Genomic DNA, 19,484 nt, shown 5'->3' with positions numbered 1-19,484 from the left:
CGGCTACCTCCCGTTCACCGAATTCTTTCCATCCTACACACATCGCGAGCCAGCCGGCATACACCTTTGTGACTACATGTCACAAGAAAAGCGGGGCCTCCTGCCGATGGCCGCACTGGTGGCGCGGACACATCCGGCAGGTGGTCCCAACCGGAACGGAGACCTGCGCATCCAGCCCGTCGGCATAGACGACACGACTGGCGTCCGCAGCCGGACAAACAAGCATGATAGAGAGAAGATGCCGGGGAAACGCAACCGTTTGCGGCCGCTTCTCTATGGCGCGGGCGAAGAAAAGGAAGCGATCGCCTCCCGGCAATGTGCCAAACGACCGCACCGTCGCGCCGGGGCTCTGGAAAGCGGCGTAGATCGCCCATAAAGGGCAGGCGTTGCTGTAGCGCGGCAAAGGCAGTGCCGGCAGCGGGAGACGCTTGGTTATATAGCCGGAAGGGTCGGAGCGCATGAACGCGAAGCGCACCCCTTCAGCGCCCGGGCGACGCAGCGTCGCAAGCCGGTGGGACGCCTGCTCGTAGGATACGGCGAATTGCCGCGACAGCGCATCGAGATCGTAGCGCCGCCGCTCGGTCGCGTCGAGAAACTGCTCATACGGCATCAGTATCGCCGCCGCGACATAGGCATGAAGCGCGGAAGCGGCATAGGAGCGGGCCTCCTCCGAGGCCAGCGCCGGGTGGGTCCCGACAAGTCGCATGACGGCCGGCTGCGCGAGCGGCGTGGACATTTGCATAATCGCACGGAAACGCCGGGATTCGACGCTGTCGAGCGGCGCGTTGAACTCCTCCGAGGCCGCGTCACAGGCTCCGGCGATTGCGCCGGCAAATTCCCGTCTTTTCCGGAAATCATCGGCGACTTGCTCGAGTTCGCCGAAATAGTTGTCGGAGTCCAGCATGAGAGCATCGACCTGCTCCATCGCAGTGCCCGACTGGACACGCATCTCCGGATTGTCGAAGAAGGTCGCCAATGCCCTCGCTGTCGCCGACAGGCTCTCGCTGTCGGCCGCCACGATCCGCAGGAAACGGCTTCGTTGCGCATCGCTGAGCCGGTCATCCGTCTCGAGAATCTCGGATGCTGAGCGGATCGCGGTCACGTTGGTCAGAATCCGGTGGACGCTTTCTCCGAGAAACGGGTCTCTATTGAGCCGATCGGCCAAGGCCAAAACGGACTGGTTGCGGTCGATGAAGGCCCGGTAAACCCGTAAGAGCAGATCGGCCCATTCCGGATGGCGGCTGACGAACTCCAGATCGGTGCTCGGCCCCTGCGGTCTTCCGGAAAAAGCCGGGTCCGACAGGAGTTCGTTCAGACCGTCGATGGTGCGCCGCTCCGCGGTGTCGTCCAGTTCGGAGCGTTCGACGCCCAGGCCCGCTGCGACGCGGTCGATCAACGCGCCGGCAACCGTGCGCTTGTTCATTTCGATAAGGTTCAGATAGGACGGCGAGATGCCCGTTCGCTGCGCCAGTTCGCCCTGCGTAAGCCCGGCGTTCTTGCGCAGTGCCCGTATCTTCGAGCCAGCCAGACTACGCATCATGCATCCTCCGCCCAATTTCAGGCTTGTAAATTACTGACAAAACAAACGCCATTCAACTACAAGGATTTACAAAAATTCGCTGTTAAACCAAAGGCTTATTGATAGAATGACAATTATCACCCACGATAGTGCGGGCGAAACGCTCATCCGCACCGCTTCACCGGCGCGGTATCAATGGGAGGTATCAATGAAATTCGAGAACGTGAACCGCCGCTTCATTCTCAAAAGCGGTGCGGCCTTGGGCGTCGGCCTTGCCGCGCCGATGCATTTCATTCGCGGAGCCTATGCCGAGGACATGTCCTGCAACATGCCGAAGGGCGACACGGTGACCTTCGGCTGGAACGTGCCGCTGACCGGAGCTTACGCCGACGAAGGCGCCGACGAACTCAAGGCCTTCCAGCTCGCCGTCAAGCACCTCAACGGTGAGGGCGACGGCGGCATGATCGCAACGATGAAGCCGACCGCGCTCAAGGGCAACGGCATCCTCGGCAAGAAGGTCGCCTATGTGCAGAGCGACTCGCAGACCAAGTCCGATGCGGCCCGCGACGGCGCCAAGCGCATGGTCGAGCGCGACGGCGCGATCATGATCTCCGGCGGTTCGTCATCGGGCGTGGCGGTCGCCGTGCAGGGTCTGTGTCAGGAACTGGGCATCATCTTCATGTCCGGTCTCACGCATTCCAACGACACAACGGGCAAGGACAAGAAGCGCTACGGCTTCCGTCACTTCTTCAATGCCTATCAGTCGGGCGTGGCGCTCGGCCCCGTGCTCGGCCAGGAATACGGCAAGGAGCGCAGGGCCTATCATCTGACGGCCGACTACACCTGGGGCTGGACGCAGGAAGAATCGATGAAGGCGGCCACCGAGAAGCTCGGCTGGAAAACCGTCGCCGCGGTGCGCACGCCGCTCGGCGCAGCGGACTTTTCGCAGTACATCACGCCGGTCCTTAATTCGGGCGCCGACGTTCTGATCCTCAACCACTATGGCAAGGACATGGTCAACTCGCTGACCCAGTCCGTGCAGTTCGGCCTGCGCGACAAGCAGGTCAACGGCAAGAAATTTGAAATCGTCGTGCCGCTGTTCTCCGAACTGATGGCGCAGGGCGCGGGCGACGCGGTCAAGGGCATCTACGGCACCGGCAACTGGGACTGGAAACTCGACGACGACGCGACCAAGGCCTTCACCAAATCCTTCGGCGCCGAATTCGGCTCGCCTCCGTCACAGGCCGCGCACACCTGCTACGTGCAGGCGCTGCTCTATGCCGACGCCTGCGAGCGCGCCGGCACCTTCTACGCACCCGCCGTCATCAAGGCGCTGGAAGGCTTCGAATTCGATGGCATGGGCAATGGCAAGACGCTCTACCGCGCCGAGGACCATCAGTGCATGAAGTCCTGCGTCGTGGTGAAGGGCAAGGAGAACCCGAAGGACAAATTCGACCTGATGGAAGTCGTGAAGGTCGTACCGCGCGAAGAGCTCGACTACGATCCCGCCATCTTCGGTGGCGAGCTTGGTCCGTCCGATCCGAAGCAGTGCTGATCTGACGGTCCACAGCCGGCCGCCAGATTGTCCTCCGGCGGTCGGCTCCTTTCACCTCGATAGCGAGACCGGCAAACGGCGATGGATGCACTTCTGCTTCAAGTATTGAACGGCCTCGACAAGGGCGGCGCCTACGCGCTGATCGCGCTCGGTCTCACCCTGGTTTTCGGAACGCTCGGCGTGGTGAATTTCGCGCATGGCGCGCTGTTCATGCTGGGCGCCTTTTGCGCCGTCACATTCAACCGGCTGCTCAATCTCGAAAGCGTCGTCATCGATCCCGCACAGAAGACGCCCTGGGGCACACCGCTGGAGGTGCGGACGCCCTATGTCGAGGCGTGGCTCGGCGATTTCGGCGCTTTTCTCAACGATTATTCGGTTCCGGCATCGATCGTACTCGCTGTCCCCGTCATGCTCGCCATCGGCATCGTGATGGAGCGCGGCCTCATCCGCCATTTCTACAAGCGGCCCCATGCTGATCAGATACTCGTGACCTTCGGTCTGGCGATCATCATCCAGGAAATCATCAAGCACTTCTTCGGTGCCAATCCGATACCGCAACCGGCGCCCGAAGCCTTCGGCGGCACCGTCTATGTCGGAGAAATCCTCGGCATGGGGCAGACGCTCGCCTATCCGTGGTGGCGCATCGTCTATCTCTTCTTCTCGCTGGCGGTGATCGGCGCGGTGTTCGCATTCCTGCAATTCACCACCTATGGCATGGTGGTGCGCGCGGGCATGCACGACCGGCAAACCGTCGGTTTCCTCGGCATCGACATCGAACGACGGTTCACCGTGGTGTTCGGCCTCGCTGCTGTGATCGCCGGTGTCGCCGGCGTCATGTACACGCCGATCGTGCCGCCCGATTACCACATGGGAATGGAATTCCTGGTGCTTTCCTTCGTCGTCGTGGTGGTCGGCGGCATGGGTTCGCTCGGCGGCGCGGTGGTCGCTGGTTTCCTGCTCGGGATCCTGCAGTCCTTCGCCTCGATGAACGAAGTCAAGGCGATCATCCCCGGCATCGACCACGTCATCATCTATCTGGTCGCCGTCGTCATTCTGCTGACCTTGCCGCGTGGCCTGCTCGGCCGCAAAGGCATGATGGAGGACTGAGCCAGTGTTCAACAATCCCGCCCGCAACGACTGGCTGCTGCTGGCCGGCTTCTCCGCCGTCGTCCTTTGCCTGCCGGTCCTTCTCGAGCCGATCGGCGCGGCCTATCCCGCGCTGATGCAGAAATTCTGCATCTTCGGCATTTTCGCGATCGGCTTCAACATCCTCTTCGGCCTGACGGGATATCTGTCGTTCGGCCATGCCGCGTTCCTGGGCGTCGGCTCCTACGCCGCCGTATGGTCGTTCAAGCTGTTCACGATGAACGCCATTCCGGCGATCGTCATGGCCGTCTTCTTCGCCGCACTGTTCGCCGTGGTCATCGGCTATGTCAGCCTGAAGCGGTCAGGAATCTACTTCTCCATCCTGACGCTGGCCTTCGCCCAGATGTGCTACAATCTGGTCTATTCGGTGCTGACGCCGCTGACCAATGGCGAGACCGGCCTGCAGCTTTCGCTTCAGGATCCGCGCGTCATCGACGCGATGTTCATCGAGCCGGCGGCGGGACTGCCGCGCGTCAATCTCTTCGCCCTCAACATCAGCGGCGGCGGCTATGCCGGGTTCTATCTGTGCGCCGTAATGCTGATCATTTGCTTCTTCATTGCAATGTGCATCTTCCGCTCGCCCTTCGGCATGATGCTGCGGGCGATAAAGTCCAACCAGACCCGCATGCGCTACACCGGTTTCAACACCCGCCCCTATCTGCTCGCGGCATTCGTCATTTCCGGCATGTATGCGGGGCTTGCCGGCGGGCTGATGGCCGTCACCGATCCGCTTGTCGGCGCCGAGCGGATGCAATGGACCGCGTCAGGCGAAGTGGTGCTTATGACGATTCTTGGCGGCGCCGGCACACTGGTCGGGCCGGTGCTCGGAGCAGCCGTCATCAAATATTGCGAGAACATCTTTTCGTCCTTCAGCCCGGGCACGCTGCACGGCGCATTCGGTTTTCTGCCGGATGCGATCGAGGACCCGATCGTCAGTTTCCTTTCGCTCTTCGTCGGCGACGGCTGGAATCTGACGCTCGGCGTGGTGTTCATGCTCATCGTGATCTTCCTGCCCGGCGGCATTATGGAAGGACTGCGGCGCATCCGCATGATGTTCAACCGGCGGCCCGGCAATGGCAGGAAGATTCCCGCCACGCAAACCCAACCGGCGGAGTAGCACCATGTCGACACGCAACGTCGTCCTCCACGTCGCCGACGTACACAAGAGGTTCGCCGGGCTTCACGCCCTGGCCGACATCGATCTCCAGGTCGAGGAAGGCACCATCCATGCCATCATCGGACCGAACGGCGCCGGCAAATCGACCCTGCTCAATGTCTGTATCGGCCGCCTCGCCCCCGACAGCGGCGCGGTCGTCTTCGACGGCCAAGTCATCACCGGCAAGCAACCGCACGAGATTAACCAGATGGGTGTCGTGCGCGTCTTCCAGACGCCGGAGATATTTCCCGACCTGTCCCTGCTCCACAACGTCATGGTTCCGGCCTTCGCCAAGCGCGATGGGCCATTTCGGCTCAATGCCTTCCAACCGGTCTGGAGGCGGACGGATATCCGCGACGAGGCCATGCACTGGCTTGAGGATGTCGGCCTCGCCACACAGAGCCATGCCATCGCCGGCAGCCTGTCGCGCGGCGACAAGCGCCGGCTGGAACTCGCCATGGGCCTGGTGCAGAAGCCGCGCCTGCTGCTGCTCGACGAGCCGACAGCCGGCATGTCGCGCCATGACACCAATTCGACCATCGACCTTCTTAAGAAATTCAAGGGCCGCGGCATGACCAAAGTCATCATCGAACACGACATGCATGTCGTGTTTTCGCTGGCCGACCGCATCACGGTGCTGGCACAGGGCAGGATCATCGCCGATGGCCCTCCCGACGAAGTCAGGGGCAACCCGAAGGTCCAGGAAGCCTATCTGGGAGGCGTGCACTGATGAATGCCATGACGATGTCGGACGTGAGTGCAGCCACGACGGCGCCCGCCTATTTCAGCGTGCGCGACATCCACGCCTATTACGGCGAGAGCTATATCGTGCAGGGCGTCAGCTTCGACGTCGCCGAGGGCGACGTCATTGCTCTTCTCGGCCGTAACGGCGCCGGCAAGACATCGACGCTGCGTACGCTGGCCCGAGCCCAGGACCCGGAATTGAAGGGCGGGGAGATCTGGCTGAACGGCCAACCCCTCCACAAGCTCAAGGATTTCCAGGCCGCTCAACTCGGCGTGCAGCTCGTCCAGGAAGATCGCCGCATCATCCCCGGCCTTACCGTGGAAGAGAACCTCATCCTTGCCCGTATCGCCGAGCCCAAGGGCTGGCCCCTGGAGCAGATCTACGAGCACTTCCCACGCCTTGCGGAGCGTCGCAAGCAGGAGGGCGTGACGCTTTCCGGCGGTGAGCAGCAGATGCTCGCCGTGGCCCGCGCTTTGGCCCGCGACATCAAACTGCTTCTGCTCGACGAACCCTATGAAGGGCTTGCGCCGGTCATCGTGCAGGAGATCGAACGCATTGTGCGGGAGATCAAGAAACTCGGCATCACCACCATCATCGTAGAACAGAATGCGGTGGCCGCGCTGGAGTTGGCAAACCGGGCCCTGATCCTCGATATGGGCCAGATCGTTTTCGACGGCACGGCGCAGGACGTGCTCGGCGATGTCGAGCTTCGCAACAAATATCTCGCGCTGTAGGCGCAACGGGTTACCGCATTCAGTTGCCCCGGCCGTTTGTAGCGCCGGTTCAGCTGACCGGGTTGAAGGCCGCCCAGAGCGAAACGGCGATGCCGGTGCAGAGCAGGAACAGCCCGTTCCAGCGCCAGCCGACCGTGTAGGCGCTGACCCGGCCAAGCCGCGCCACCAGCGCCGTCACAGCGGTGAACGGCGACGTGGCGCCAGACAGGGCCCAGCCGCCGGTGATCGCGACGACGAGTTGGTCGGGCGTCAAACCATAGAGAGCCGGCTGCGGGAACAGACCACCGACCAGCGATGCCGCCAATATCGGGTGAAGACCGACCTGCCCCGCCGCTGGCATCCACCAGACCACCAGGACGAGCACCAGCCAGCCGGGCATGGCCGGCAAGGCGACGGTCTGGATGACCGGACCCAGCAGTTCGACCGAAAGCAGACCTGTAAACGTGGCGGCGATGACCAGCATCGATTCCGACGAGAACAGCGGCAATTCCTCTCGCGCGAATTGGCGGATCCAGCTGCCCGCCGCCGCGACCCTGCGGCTGCCCGAACCGCCGGCGCGAACCAGCACGATCACCAACGCCATGAACGGCACCATGATCAGCACGGCGACCGAGGTCGACATGCCGGTCGTCAGGACGATGGCGGCAGCGCCGGCGAAAAGGGCGCCGAGAAGCAGAGCAAGCGGCAGCAGGTCCTTCGCGGCCCCCAGGACGGCCATGGGACGCGTCGCGGCCATCTGCGGCTTGAAAAGCGAATCCAGGAACCAGCCGATCCCCATGATGAGCACGCTGGTGCCAAGCGCGCCGGGTACCGAGCCGATCCAGTCCGATCCCGGCACCACGGCGGTCGAGATGATCATCGGAAACGCCACCGGGGACCAGCACAGCGTCGCAACGAAGCCCCGCTGGATGGCGAGCAGCATGCGGCGCTCGCGCGCCTGCCGCAGCCAGCCGTCGGGCTCGCGCGCCGTGATGTTGGTGACCAGCCCGCCCAGCAGCGTGACGGCGCCATATTGAAGTATGTGGGAAAACAGCTGCGAGCCCAGCGTCAGCGCCGCGTAGCGGCGGCCGGGCGGCTGACTGACCAGATAGAGGCCGGAACGGACGATGCCGGGAATGTCGTTGACCGCTGAACGCAGCGACAGCAGCGAGACGAACACGGCAACGACCCAGGCCGAGCGCACCGCGACCGACTCGATCAGCAGAACCATGTCGGAGCGGGTCGAAAAGCCGAAGACGAGGAAGGCAAGTCCGGCAGCGGCGAGGATGAGCACGGAAAAACTCAGCCGCCGCAATTGCAGCAGCGCAAACCCGGTAACCAGCATCGCAGCGATGTTACCGGCCTGCTGACGAAAACCAAATTCGCCGACGATGACGGCGCAGGTGGCGGCAACGAGGAGCGCGCCCGCGATGCCTTGCCAGTCGCCGGCAACAAGCCGCTTCGCCGGCGGCCCATCCGGTTCCAGCTCTGGTCCCGCGCCCTGCGCGGGCGGGGACTGGTCGTTCATGCGTCGGCCGGCACTTCGAGGAAAAGGTTCGCCAGTTCGTTCTTCTTGACCTTGCCGGTCGTCGTCAGCGGCAGGTCGATTTCGCGCACGAACCGGTAGGCGCGCGGCATCTTGTAGGCGGCCAGCTCCTTCTTGAGCGCTTCCGCCAGCTTCTTTTCCGCGCCGGGACCGGGGTCGCGTTCAGTGACCACCACGGCGCCGATGATCTCGTCGCGCACCGCATCCGGAACACCCACGACGAAGGCAAGTTGCACGCCTTCCTGCTGCATGAGGATTTCCTCGACCTCGGCCGGCGCGACGTTGATGCCGCCGGTCTTGATCATCTCCTTCATGCGGCCACGGAAGTGAAGGTATCCCTCGTCGTCGAGCAGCCCCAGATCGCCTGTGCGGAAATACCCGTCCGGGGTGAAGGCATCGCGGTTCTTGTCCTCGTCCTTGTAGTAGCCCTTGGTGACGTAGCGCTTGACCTGGACCTCGCCTGTGGCGCCTGCCGGCAGGGGCTTGAACGTTTCCGGATCGACGACGCGCAGATCGACCCCGTCGAGCGGCCGTCCGACGGTGGCGAAACGCTTGCTGGCCGGGTCGAGCTTGCCGTCGGTGACGGTGCAATTGCCGTAGGTCTCGGTCAGCCCGTAGATGTGGCATATCTCCCTGGCGCCGAGATCGACGACGCGCTGGAGCTGGTCCGGCAGGCCGGTGGCGCCGCCCGAACGCAGGGTAGTCAGATCGCGCTTCGGTCGGTCAGGATGCTCCGCCATGGCCTGCGCCATGTTCGGCGTGCCGTAGTAGAGGGTGCAGCGCTCTTCCTCGATGAGGCGCAGGGCTTCGCCGGCCTCGAAATGCTCCTGCAACACAAGGCATCCGCCATGGGTGAAGATGTTGAAGAGCGCGTTCTCGCAGCCCAGCCCCCAATAGAGCGAAACGGCCAGCCACAGACGGTCCTCATGCGTGCAATGCATCCGCTCGCCGATGTTCCACATGTTCTCGATCAGGCCGTAATGCTGGAGCTGGACGCCCTTCGGCGTCGAGGTCGAGCCCGAGGTGTAGAGCAGATAGGTAACGTCGAGCGGATCGACGGCGGCGGCGGCATCGTCCAGAATCCTGTCGGAGACGTTCGCGCCCATGCCGTAGACATCGTTGAACGGCACACTTTCCTTGTAGCCTTCGGCGCCGACATGGATGAAGCGCTTCAGCTTCGGCATCGCCTCCGCATGCGGCTCAAGCTCTGTCAGCATGGCGGCGTAGTCGTATTTCAGGAAGCGGCTGGTGTAGACCAGCGTGTCGGCGTCGGAGTGGTTGAGGATGTAGGCAAGCTCGCGCGCCGTCACCCAGGTGTTGACCGAGACCATGATGCCGCCAAGGCTGCACACGGCGAGATCGGCGATAATCCATTCCCATTTGTTGCCCATCAGGATGGCGACGCGGCTGCCCTTGCCGATACCCATGGCCGACAGGCCCTTGGCGAAGGCGCGCACTTCCGCCCGCAACTGGGCATAGGTAAAGCGCTTGTCGCGAGCAACGAGCGCCTCGCGGTCAGGCCAGGTATCCGCAAGCTCCTTCAGCAATGCCGGGATGGTTCGTGCATTCGGGATCGTCGGCATCGCTTATACCTCAGGACAGGTTGTAGAATTTGAGGGCGTTGGCGCCCAGCATCTGCTCGGCTTCCGCTTCGGTGAACCGATAACCCCATCTGGCCGCATTGGCCGGAAGGTCGCGGAAGAAATCGACCCAGTGCCGCAGTTCGGAACGCTCTCCAGTGAAGCGTTTGCCGGAGGCGTGATCCGAGGCGAAGAGGATGCGTTCGCTGCCGACCAGCGAGCGCCATGTGGCCAGCCGCGCGACGAGATCACCGGGATTTTCGGCGAGATGCTCGTTCCAGTTGGACACATCGAGAACGCAGTTGGGGAGATCGGCGACAGCCTCGGCCGCCACCTGCCACCACAGCGGAAAGCCGGCATGGCACAGGATGATCTTGAGATCGGGAAGCGCCTTGGCCAGCCGCGCGACGTGAACCGGATGGACAGGATTATTCTCGGAATAATCGGCGCCGGCGAAATCGGTCCACACCCCTGCCCGCGTGTGGATCTGCACCGGCACACCCAGATCCGCGGCAAGCCTGAACATCGGGCGAACATTCTCGCCATCGGCGGCGAAGCCGTCCGGCGTCAGTTCGCCGATGCCGACGAGGCCGTGGTCCCTCACGCCCCGCTTGATGGAGTCGAGATAGCCTGCGCGGCGGAAATCCACCGAGACATGGCAATGCAGCCGGTTTCTGTGGCGCTTCTGCAGTTCGCCATAGAATTCGATCTGGCGGTCGACATTGACGCGCGGCTCTTCGCCGAAGACCGGCTCGCCGACGTCGATCATCATGATCATCGAACGGTCGACGCCGGCGCGGTCCATGTTGGCGACGAAGTCGTCACCATCGGGGTCCTCGACGCCGGACAAGAGCCGCGGCAGGATCATGTCGGCGCTGCGATCGTCGGCCTTCGCCGCCCACTGTTCGGCGGCGCGGCGAAAGAACGCCGGCGGCAGGAAGCCCTCGCCCCAGATATGCGCGTGTGAATCGACGACCGTCACGTCCAGACCTCCCGGCGCGTCCGCGCCTCTGAACCCTCAATGTGTTCGCAGCATTTTCGGAAATCGGCGCCGCGCGGACAATCGCGGCGAATGGCATAGCAGGTATAGATAGGACTTTCGGACAAGGCCGGAGAGCGGACCCGCTTAATGGTCGAGCTGCGCGCGCGGCATCCAGACGCCGTCCTTAACCAGGTCGCGGACCAGCAGCGTGACCATCTTGGCCAGCGTGCGGGTGGCGTTGGTGACGGGACGCTGGGTGGAGGTAGCGAGAACGAGATGCCGCGTCATCCTCGGCTCGACGATCGAGGTGGCGGTCAGGTCGCCCGCCTCGACCTTGGCGCTGACGGCGGCGTAGGGCAGGATCGTATAGCCGATGCCCTGTTCCACCATGTTGACGACGGCGCTGAGGCTGTCGATCTCGTATTCGACATTCGGATAGATGCGCTGCGGGCCGAGCAGCGACTCCACCAGCACGCGCAGCCCGTGCGGATGCGACGGCAGGATGAGCGGCATTTCGGCTAGACTGGCCCCGTTCACCGGGCCTTCCACCGCCATATCAGGCTTGCGGCCAGGACCGATCAGCAGCAGTTCCTCTTCGATCAAGGGCTGTGTCAGCAGCGTTGAGGTCTTGGGCGCGTTATAAAGGATGGCCACGTCGATGCGGCCGGTCGAAAGCCATTCGAGGACATGGCCGCTGTAGCCTTCCTGCACCTTCAGCTTGATGCGGGGATATTCCTCGTGGAAACGCTGGATCAGCGGCGCCGTCAGCACGGAACCCGCAGTCGGCGGCATGCCTATGGAAATCTTGCCGCTCGGGTCCGACCGCAAGGTGTCGATATCGGCGGAAATGGACCCGACGGAGTTGACGATCGCGCGCGCGTGCTCGACGACGATCTGGCCGGCATCGGAAACGACGATGCCGCGGCCGTTACGGTAGAGCAGTTCGACCCCAAGCTCTTCCTCAAGGCTGCGGATCTGGCGCGAAAGCACCGGCTGGGCGACCGAAAGCACGACCGCCGCCTTGGAAAAACTGCCCAATTCGGAGACGGACAGGAGGTATTTGAGCTGCTTCAACTCCATGGGGGCAATATGCCTTCTGGCGTCCGCGGAAGATACGACCAAGGGCCACCATTAACAATATATCTGATAGGATCAGTGGGCGTCTGACGATGACGGAGCGCGGCCACTAGTCTGTTGGTTCAGGCTTAAACCAGGCACGCGAGGACGCGCCATGCTCAACAAATCGACAGACAATCCCGCCTTGGGCGACGACAAGGCTGAAATCCGCGAAGCCGTCACGGCCTTATGCGCGCGGTTTCCCGACAAATACTGGCGCGAAGTGGACCGCGAGCGGCGCTATCCGTCCGAATTCGTCAAGGCGATGACTGAGGCCGGCTATCTCGGCGCGCTGATCCCGGAAGAGTATGGCGGCTCCGGCCTCGGCCTCTCCGATGCCGTCGCCATTCTCGAAACCGTCCATGCCAATGGCGGCAATGGCAGCGCCTGCCATGCGCAGATGTATGTCATGGGCATCATCCTGCGCCATGGCAACGAGGAGCAGAAGCAGCGCTGGCTGCCCAAGATCGCGTCGGGCGAACTGCGCCTGCAGGCTTTCGGCGTGACCGAACCCACCGCCGGCACCGACACCACCTCGATCAAGACGACCGCCGTGCGCGAAGGCGACCACTATGTGGTGAACGGCCAGAAGATATGGACGTCGCGCGCCGAACATTCCGACCTGATGGTTCTGCTTGTCCGCACGACGCCAAAAGACAAGGTGACGAAACGTGCCGACGGGCTGTCGATCCTCGTCGTCGACATGCGCGAGGCCGTCGGCAACGGGCTGACCATCCGCCCCATCCGCACAATGATGAACCATGCGACCACCGAGGTGTTCTTCGACAATCTCAAGGTTCCGGCCGATCATCTGATCGGCGAGGAAGGCAAGGGCTTTCGCTACGTGCTCGACGGCATGAATGCCGAGCGGCTGCTGATCGCCTCGGAATGCATCGGCGACGCGAACTGGTTCATCAACAAGGCGGCGGCTTACTCCGGCGAGCGCGTCGTCTTCGGACGGCCCATCGGCCAGAACCAGGGTGTGCAGTTCCCCATCGCCCGCTCCTATGCGGAAATGTCAGCCGCGCGGCTGATGGTCTATCACGGTGCCAGCCTCTACGAGCAACACGCGCCCTGCGGCAAGGAAGCCAATATGGCGAAGCTTCTGGCTTCCGAAGCCGCATGGCACGCCGCCGAGGCTTGCCTGCAAACACATGGCGGGTTCGGTTTCGCCGAAGAGTACGATGTCGAGCGCAAGTTCCGCGAGACGCGGCTCTACCAGGTCGCTCCGATCTCGACGAACCTCATCCTCGCATTCATCGCCGAGCACGTTCTCGGCATGCCGCGCTCCTACTGAGCAGCGGCGACCGGATCATCACAAAGGAGGAGGAAACCATGCGACTTCCCGTCGCCGACGCCTACACGCTGGCCGAAAAGGTCATGACGAAACTGGGCTGCACCGCGGACGAGGCGCGTATCGCCGCCGGCCACCTGATGGACAGCGAGTTGCGCGGTCTCGACTATGCGGGCTTTGCCCGCATGATCTCGATCTCGGAGCGGCTTGAAAAGCAGGGCCGTTCGACCAGGCCGATCACAGTGCTCAGGGAAACGCCGGTGTCGGCGCGGCTCGATGGCGCCGACAAGCTCGGCTACATCGTGGCGCAGCGGGCGACCGAGATCGCCATCGAGAAGGCCAAGGCCGGCGGCATCGCCATCGTCGGCGCCAGCGACACCTGGTACACCGGCATGCTGTCCTACTACGCCGAGATGGCGGCCGAACACGACCTCGTCACCATGATCGCGTCGAACGCCTCACCCTGGGTGGCGCCGCATGGCGGCACGGAGGGGCGCTTCGGCACCAACCCCATCTGCTTCGGCTTTCCCAGCAAGGGCGAGCCGGTGATCTGGGACATCGGAACCTCGGCGATCATCCATGCGCAGGTCGTGCTGGCGCGGCGGCTAGGGCAGCAATTGTCGCCCGGCATGGCTTTCGGGCCTGACGGCAAGCCGACCAACGATCCAGACGCGGCCTTGCAAGGCGCCTTCGCGCCGTGGGGCGGCCATCGCGGCTCGGGTCTGGCCATGGTGGTGCAGATGCTCGGCATGCTGGCGGGATCGCCGATGATCCCCGGCGAACTGCGCGAATTCGGCTATCTCATCGTCGCCATCCGGCCCGACATCCTGACCGATACGGACGCCTTCAAGGCCGAGATTTCAAGCTATGCCGAAGCCGTTCGCTCGACCCGGCCGGTCGAGGGCGGCGAGCCAGTGCGGATGCCGTTCGACCGCTCCCGCGCCGACCGCGCCGCAGCCATCGAACGCGGCTACATCGAAATGCCGGACACAGTCCATGCCGGCATCCAGGCAATCCTCAACGCCGCCTGAAACAGGCTGCCGGAACTATCCAAAAGGCCGCCTGGGAGGGCGGCCTTTTCTATTGCCCGGCAACCACTCGTCTCTCAAAGAAAAACCCGCGGCCATCGCTGGCCGCGGGCGGTTGTCCTGGGAGTCGGACTGCCTATCAGTTCGTCGGCCAGACCGGCTCGGCCAGCGCCGATTCCGGCGGATAGATCGGCTTCGGTTCGCCGCCCTGCCACTGCACGATAATCAGCTTGGCATTGACGTTGTGGCCGGCCTCGTCGAACTTGATGTGACCGCCGGGATAATACTTGGCCGGACCTTCGGTCGTGTCCATCTTGCGCAGGGCCTCGCCCACCGCCTTCTTGTCGGCCTTGCCGGCGTCTTCCAGCGCCTGCTTGAACAGCCACATGTCGCCATAGGCGCTGATGGAGTCCTGCGTCATCCAGGGTTCGCCGGTTTCGGTCTTGAAACGCTGGATGATTTCTTCCTGACCCTTGGCGCCCCAATTGCCGACGACCGACATCACGCCCTCGAGCAGGTCGGGACCGATATTCTTCAGAAGCTCCGGTGCGCCGATGTGAGCGCCGCTCGAGATGATCGGCATGCGGCCGCCGCCGAGATTGAACTCGTTGACCTTCTCCAGCATCAGCTTGTCGTCCGGCACCGAGGTGCCCAGCATGATGAGAAACTCAGGCCGCTTCGAACGCGCCTGCTGGATCAGCGCGGTGGCGTCGGCCAGAGGAGGCGTGAAGGTTTCATCGAACAGAAGGTCGATGCCCATTGCCTTCAATCCGCCCTCGCGCATCGGCTTGGCGAAGCTGACCGAGGAAGCCGTGTTGTCGGAAACGATGCCGGTCTTGGTCGGCTTCTTGCCGGTCGCCTTCTGCGCCACTTCCATCAGCGCCGGCAGTGCGTCTTCCGCCTGCTTCACACCCGTCGGCGGCATCTGGAAGATGTATTTGAAGCCGCGCGAGGTGATCTGGTCGGAATAGGACAGCGTCACCATCGGCAGTTCGGCGCGCTCGGTCACTTCCGAGACCGACAGCGTGAAGGACGACAGCCAGGCGCCTGAAACACCGACCAGATCCGGCTCCTGCGAGACCATGCGCTGGGCGGCGTTCTTTGCCTTTTCGGTCGTGTCGCCGGCATCGAAGATCATCAGCTTCATCTTGGCGCCGCCGAGCTTTTCGACGCCTCCGGCTGCGTTGATGTCCTTGATGGCCAGTTCGGCGCCCTTCTTCATCAATTCGCCCTGGCGCGCCCAGGGGCCGGACATCGGTGCGATCAGCGCCACCTTGACCTCGGCCGGGTTCGCCTGGGCGAAGACCGACCCATAGGAAACAGCCGACATTGCGAGCGCCGCGACGCCGGTCATGAGAACTCTTCTGCGTGTAACCATTCTATATTCCTCCCGAATGTTTCGTGGTCGTCTTAGATGCCGAGATAGGCCTTGCGGACCCTGTCGTCGGAAAGCAATTCAGTCTGGGCGCCTTCCAGCACCACCCGACCGGTTTCAATGACGTAACCGCGGTCGCAGCTTTCGAGCGCCTCGACGGCGCGCTGCTCGACCAGCAGGACCGTCAGGTTGCGCGCCTTGCGGATTTCGACGATCGCCTCGAAGATCGAATCGGCGACCGCCGGAGCCAGACCCATCGACGGCTCGTCGAGCATCAGAAGCTTCGGCGACGAGGCCAGTCCGCGCGCAATGGCGACCATCTGCTGCTGGCCGCCGGAAAGCGTGCCCGCCTGCTGCAGACGCCTTTCGCCCAGGATCGGAAACAGCTTGAGGACATAGTCGAGATTGTCCTTCCAGTGCTTCTGGCCAGCCTCGGTGTAGGCGCCCATCTCGAGGTTTTCCTCGACCGTCAGATTTGGAAAAACCTGCCGCCCTTCCGGAACGTGGGCGATGCCCAGATGCGGACGTTCATGCGCCGGAACGGCGTTGAGGTCGCGGCCTTCGAAAGTGATCGCACCGGACCGCACCGGCACCGAGCCGGATATGGATTTGAACAGCGTCGTCTTGCCGGCGCCGTTGGGGCCGACGATGGAAACGAAGTCGCCGCTGTTGACGGTCAGCGATATGCCGTTGAGCGCCGATACGCCGCCGTAGGCAACATGGAGGTCCCTGATCTCAAGCACGTTCGCGCCACCTTTTGCCGAGATAAGCTTCGATGACCTTGGGATCGCGCATCATGTCGCGCGGCTTGCCCTCGCCGAGCAGGGCCCCGTGGTCGAGGACGATGAAGTGGTCGGCCAGCCGCAGCATGGCCTGCATCGTGTGCTCGATAATCAATATGGTGATGCCGGACTCGGTCAGCTTGCGAAGCACGACGATTACGTCGTTGATTTCGCTCGAGCCCAACCCGGCGAGGATTTCGTCGAGGAACAGGATCTTCGGCTTGCCGGCCAGCGCGCGCGCCAGCTCCATCAGCCGCTGCTCCTTGCTCGGCAGCCCGCCAGCCGGGCGATCCGCGTCGGCTTCCATGCCGACCAGAGCCAGGGCCTCGCGGGCGTGCCGGAAGGCCGTCTCGTCGTCGTCTGCCCGCACATATGCGCCGACAAGGACGTTATCGAGCACGGACAGCCGGGCGAACGGGCGGGCGACCTGGAACGTGCGCCCTACCCCCAGCTTGCAGACGCCGCTTGGCTGGAGACCGATCAGGTTCTGGCCTTCGAGCGTCACCTCGCCGGTGCTTGGCGTGACAAAGCCATTGAGAAGGTTGAACAGGGTGGTCTTGCCAGCGCCGTTCGGTCCGATAATTCCGACGACCGCGCCTTCCGGCACCTTGAACGACACGTTCTGCAGTGCCTTGAGACCACCGAAATTCTTCGACAGGTCGCGGACTTCGAGGATAGTCCTGCCGGACATGATCTCCGGACGCTCGATCAGTTCTCCGGGATCGGAGAAAACAGTCTCCACATCGCCGGGCTTTTGGTCCTTGTCATCGCGCCCGAGAAGATCGCGGACTTTCCAGAAGATGCCTTCCGGCGCCAGCAGGATGACCAGCACGATGGCGACGCCGAACACCACGCCCTGGATGCCAGGCAGCACATTGCCGAGTTCGGCATGGAGCGTCTCGGACAAGGGGATGAGGATCGCCGCGCCGATGACGGGACCCCAGACGGTGCCGATGCCGCCGAACAGCGCCATGATGAGCGCCTGCGCCGATGTCAGCATGGAGAACACGCTGGCCGGCGTCACCACGATGAGGATCACCGCATAGAAGCCGCCTATGGCGCCGGCGATCGCGCCGGATATGGCGATGGCCTTGAGCTTCCACTTGCGGGTCTCGATGCCCGCCGCTTCGGCCGCCAGTTCGTTCTGCTTGATGGCAAGCAGCGCCATGCCGAAGCGGGTGGTCTCGATCCAGCGCGAGATGAGGATCGCGACGATCAGCAGCACCAGCGCGATCACCGAATAGATGCGGCCATCGGAAAACTGCATGAAGGCGGCGGGATTCTCGCGATGCATCGGCAGCGCGACTTCCTGATAGCCCAGCCATTCGAAGACGTAGAGCAGCGCCAGCGGATAGGCGAGCATGGCGAGCGCGAAATAATGACCGCGCAGCCGGAAGGTCGGCAGGCCGACAAGGACGCCGGCTATCGCGCCGACGACGCCCGCCAGCGGTATGCCGATCCACGGCGTCAGGCCGAAATGCAGCAAGGAGAGCGCCACCGTGTAAGCGCCGAGGCCGAAGAAGGCCGCGTGGCCGAACGACACCAGGCCGGAATAACCGGACAGCACGTTCCACGAGATGCCCATGACCGCCCAGATGGCGACCAAGGTCAGCATCAACTGGTAATACTGGTCCGGAACGATGAAGACGAGCAGCAGGTAAACCGCGGAAAGGGCGGCCAGTATGCCGGCGGAACGTTTGAAGCTGGTACCGCGGCCCATCACACGCGCTCCACGCTATTGCCGAACAGGCCTTGGGGCCGGAAGAAAATGACGAGGAGGAAGACGACGAAGATCGCCGTGTTCTGCAGCTGGATCGGCAGGATCAGCGTCGAAAGCTGCTGCACCAGGCCGATGGTCATGCCGCCCCAGAAAGCGCCGGTGATGGAGCCCAGTCCGCCCAGCACCACACCGGCATACATGACGATGACGAACTCGATGCCGACATAGGGCTGGAACGGATAGTACATGGCGACCAGTCCGCCGGCGACAGCGGTGATCGCGGTGCCGATGCCGAAGGCGATGCGGTGCGCCCGGTCGACGTTGATACCCATGTACTGCGCCGCCACGACGTTGTCGGCGGAAGCGCGCAGCGCCTTGCCGAGCCGTGTGCGGGTGACGAAGGCATAGAGGCCCAAGGCCACCAGGATCGACACCACGGCGCCGACCAGACGCGCCTTGTTGAGGAAGACACTGACCCATTCGCCAACGAGCGGCCCGACTTCCCAGGCGCTCGAGGACATGGGTGTGCGGATCGAATTCGGCTCCGATCCGAACAGGATCAGGCCGCCGTTCTGCAGGATGAGCGCGATGCCGAGCGTCAGGATGAGCTGCGCGTAGTGGCCCTGGTTGTCGCTCGACGCGACGCTGACGCCTGTCACCCGCGAAACCAGAAACTGATGCATGAAATAGCCGACGACGTAGAGGATGGGTCCAGCCAGCATCGCGGCAATGACAGGGCCGGCGTACGGACCGAGGAAGGCAAGAACGCCGAAGCCGGTGAACAGGTACCAGGCGGCGTACATGCCCAGCATCATCAGATCGCCCTGCGCGAAGTTGATGACGCGCATGATGCCGAAGATCATGCCGAGGCCCGTGCACATCAATCCATACAGGCAGCCGACCATCAGGCCGGCGGCGAGCGCCTGCAGGAAATTCTCAAGCAGGATGAGATTGTCGCTCATGCTACGTCCATGACATGGCTGGCACGACGCGATGCGCGCTGAACAAGCCGGTGGCGAAGAGACATCGGCGATCCTCCCTGATCCTGCCGCAGCGTCCGGCCTGCCCGAAAGGCGACCGGATAAGTTGCCCTAGTAGGTAGCCCCGCCCCTCGCGCGTCAATTCAGGCCATACGCATAGCTGCTATAGTGGTACCTGCTTCCGCCAAGCGAATAAGGATTCCGTCAAATCGCTGCTACGGCCCCGCGAAGGCCACCAAGGGAGAAG

The 19,484-nt window shown here is 63.2% G+C and carries 16 protein-coding genes; 7 read left to right on the top strand and 9 right to left on the bottom strand.

Features of this window, described 5'->3' with window-relative positions; all coding sequences use genetic code 11:
* Positions 1 to 79: 79 nt before the first annotated feature.
* A complete protein-coding gene (locus tag ASD44_RS04305; RefSeq protein WP_056109230.1) occupies positions 80 to 1,540 on the bottom strand; it encodes a helix-turn-helix transcriptional regulator in 1,461 nt (486 codons plus the stop codon).
* A gap of 187 nt (positions 1,541 to 1,727) precedes the next feature.
* On the opposite strand from ASD44_RS04305, the gene ASD44_RS04300 reads away from it, so the two are divergent.
* The 5 genes from ASD44_RS04300 (at position 1,728) to ASD44_RS04280 (ending at position 6,855) form a co-directional block, all read left to right on the top strand.
* Positions 1,728 to 3,074 (top strand): substrate-binding protein, encoded by a 1,347-nt coding sequence (locus ASD44_RS04300; RefSeq protein ID WP_056109226.1) that lies wholly within the window; start codon positions 1,728 to 1,730, stop codon positions 3,072 to 3,074.
* Positions 3,075 to 3,155: 81 nt separating this feature from the next.
* Positions 3,156 to 4,181, top strand: coding sequence for a branched-chain amino acid ABC transporter permease (locus ASD44_RS04295; RefSeq protein ID WP_056109225.1), 1,026 nt, complete (start codon positions 3,156 to 3,158; stop codon positions 4,179 to 4,181).
* Positions 4,182 to 4,185: 4 nt separating this feature from the next.
* Entirely contained in the window at positions 4,186 to 5,337 is a 1,152-nt protein-coding gene (locus ASD44_RS04290) for a branched-chain amino acid ABC transporter permease (protein WP_056109222.1), read from the top strand.
* 4 nt (positions 5,338 to 5,341) lie between these two features.
* Positions 5,342 to 6,106, top strand: a complete 765-nt coding sequence (locus tag ASD44_RS04285; RefSeq protein ID WP_056109219.1) for an ABC transporter ATP-binding protein — start codon at positions 5,342 to 5,344, stop codon at positions 6,104 to 6,106.
* Positions 6,106 to 6,855: an ABC transporter ATP-binding protein gene (locus ASD44_RS04280; protein ID WP_056109215.1), complete on the top strand. Its 750-nt coding sequence runs from the start codon at positions 6,106 to 6,108 to the stop codon at positions 6,853 to 6,855. Before ASD44_RS04285 ends, ASD44_RS04280 begins: the two co-directional genes overlap by 1 nt.
* Before the next feature lie 49 nt (positions 6,856 to 6,904).
* On the opposite strand, the gene ASD44_RS04275 is transcribed toward ASD44_RS04280, so the two are convergent.
* From ASD44_RS04275 to ASD44_RS04260, 4 genes are all read right to left on the bottom strand, one after another.
* A complete protein-coding gene (locus ASD44_RS04275) occupies positions 6,905 to 8,362 on the bottom strand; it encodes a hypothetical protein (RefSeq protein ID WP_056109214.1) in 1,458 nt (485 codons plus the stop codon).
* Positions 8,359 to 9,963: an AMP-binding protein gene (locus ASD44_RS04270; RefSeq protein WP_056109212.1), complete on the bottom strand. Its 1,605-nt coding sequence runs from the start codon at positions 9,961 to 9,963 to the stop codon at positions 8,359 to 8,361. The genes ASD44_RS04275 and ASD44_RS04270 overlap by 4 nt, the downstream gene beginning before the upstream one ends.
* A gap of 10 nt (positions 9,964 to 9,973) precedes the next feature.
* Positions 9,974 to 10,942: an amidohydrolase family protein gene (locus ASD44_RS04265; protein ID WP_056109208.1), complete on the bottom strand. Its 969-nt coding sequence runs from the start codon at positions 10,940 to 10,942 to the stop codon at positions 9,974 to 9,976.
* Positions 10,943 to 11,086: 144 nt separating this feature from the next.
* Entirely contained in the window at positions 11,087 to 12,022 is a 936-nt protein-coding gene (locus ASD44_RS04260) for a LysR substrate-binding domain-containing protein (protein ID WP_056109206.1), read from the bottom strand.
* A gap of 151 nt (positions 12,023 to 12,173) precedes the next feature.
* On the opposite strand from ASD44_RS04260, the gene ASD44_RS04255 reads away from it, so the two are divergent.
* Together ASD44_RS04255 and ASD44_RS04250 are read left to right on the top strand one after the other, a co-directional pair.
* The gene (locus tag ASD44_RS04255; protein ID WP_056109202.1) at positions 12,174 to 13,355 is read left to right on the top strand and encodes an acyl-CoA dehydrogenase family protein; all 1,182 of its coding nucleotides are present in this window, start codon (positions 12,174 to 12,176) and stop codon (positions 13,353 to 13,355) included.
* 38 nt (positions 13,356 to 13,393) lie between these two features.
* On the top strand, positions 13,394 to 14,383 hold the full coding sequence (locus ASD44_RS04250) for an Ldh family oxidoreductase (protein WP_056109200.1): 990 nt from the start codon (positions 13,394 to 13,396) through the stop codon (positions 14,381 to 14,383).
* Between the two features lie 136 nt (positions 14,384 to 14,519).
* Here the strand turns inward: ASD44_RS04250 and ASD44_RS04245 are convergent, their stop codons facing one another.
* Genes ASD44_RS04245 through ASD44_RS04230 form a run of 4 tightly spaced genes read right to left on the bottom strand, consistent with a single transcriptional unit; the run spans position 14,520 to position 19,219 of the window.
* On the bottom strand, positions 14,520 to 15,734 hold the full coding sequence (locus ASD44_RS04245) for an ABC transporter substrate-binding protein (protein WP_244478719.1): 1,215 nt from the start codon (positions 15,732 to 15,734) through the stop codon (positions 14,520 to 14,522).
* Between the two features lie 56 nt (positions 15,735 to 15,790).
* Positions 15,791 to 16,498: an ABC transporter ATP-binding protein gene (locus ASD44_RS04240; protein ID WP_056109193.1), complete on the bottom strand. Its 708-nt coding sequence runs from the start codon at positions 16,496 to 16,498 to the stop codon at positions 15,791 to 15,793.
* Positions 16,491 to 18,257, bottom strand: coding sequence for a branched-chain amino acid ABC transporter ATP-binding protein/permease (locus ASD44_RS04235; RefSeq protein ID WP_056109190.1), 1,767 nt, complete (start codon positions 18,255 to 18,257; stop codon positions 16,491 to 16,493). The genes ASD44_RS04240 and ASD44_RS04235 overlap by 8 nt, the downstream gene beginning before the upstream one ends.
* On the bottom strand, positions 18,257 to 19,219 hold the full coding sequence (locus tag ASD44_RS04230; RefSeq protein WP_056109187.1) for a branched-chain amino acid ABC transporter permease: 963 nt from the start codon (positions 19,217 to 19,219) through the stop codon (positions 18,257 to 18,259). Before ASD44_RS04230 ends, ASD44_RS04235 begins: the two co-directional genes overlap by 1 nt.
* Positions 19,220 to 19,484: the final 265 nt, after the last annotated feature.

It is taken from the genome of Mesorhizobium sp. Root554 (assembly GCF_001427025.1).
GTDB lineage: Bacteria > Pseudomonadota > Alphaproteobacteria > Rhizobiales > Rhizobiaceae > Mesorhizobium.
Note: the sequence above shows the minus strand (reverse complement) of the source record. Positions and strands in the feature narration are given on the sequence as shown.

Excerpts from the sequence above, each read along its gene's own strand:
- ASD44_RS04305 (WP_056109230.1), bottom strand. The coding sequence starts at position 1,540 with ATGATGCGTAGTCTGGCTGGCTCGAAGATACGGGCACTGCGCAAGAAC.
- ASD44_RS04300 (WP_056109226.1), top strand. The coding sequence starts at position 1,728 with ATGAAATTCGAGAACGTGAACCGCCGCTTCATTCTCAAAAGCGGTGCG.
- ASD44_RS04295 (WP_056109225.1), top strand. The coding sequence starts at position 3,156 with ATGGATGCACTTCTGCTTCAAGTATTGAACGGCCTCGACAAGGGCGGC.
- ASD44_RS04285 (WP_056109219.1), top strand. The coding sequence starts at position 5,342 with ATGTCGACACGCAACGTCGTCCTCCACGTCGCCGACGTACACAAGAGG.
- ASD44_RS04280 (WP_056109215.1), top strand. The coding sequence starts at position 6,106 with ATGAATGCCATGACGATGTCGGACGTGAGTGCAGCCACGACGGCGCCC.
- ASD44_RS04275 (WP_056109214.1), bottom strand. The coding sequence starts at position 8,362 with ATGAACGACCAGTCCCCGCCCGCGCAGGGCGCGGGACCAGAGCTGGAA.
- ASD44_RS04270 (WP_056109212.1), bottom strand. The coding sequence starts at position 9,963 with ATGCCGACGATCCCGAATGCACGAACCATCCCGGCATTGCTGAAGGAG.
- ASD44_RS04260 (WP_056109206.1), bottom strand. The coding sequence starts at position 12,022 with ATGGAGTTGAAGCAGCTCAAATACCTCCTGTCCGTCTCCGAATTGGGC.
- ASD44_RS04255 (WP_056109202.1), top strand. The coding sequence starts at position 12,174 with ATGCTCAACAAATCGACAGACAATCCCGCCTTGGGCGACGACAAGGCT.
- ASD44_RS04250 (WP_056109200.1), top strand. The coding sequence starts at position 13,394 with ATGCGACTTCCCGTCGCCGACGCCTACACGCTGGCCGAAAAGGTCATG.
- ASD44_RS04245 (WP_244478719.1), bottom strand. The coding sequence starts at position 15,734 with ATGACCGGCGTCGCGGCGCTCGCAATGTCGGCTGTTTCCTATGGGTCG.
- ASD44_RS04235 (WP_056109190.1), bottom strand. The coding sequence starts at position 18,257 with ATGGGCCGCGGTACCAGCTTCAAACGTTCCGCCGGCATACTGGCCGCC.
- ASD44_RS04230 (WP_056109187.1), bottom strand. The coding sequence starts at position 19,219 with ATGAGCGACAATCTCATCCTGCTTGAGAATTTCCTGCAGGCGCTCGCC.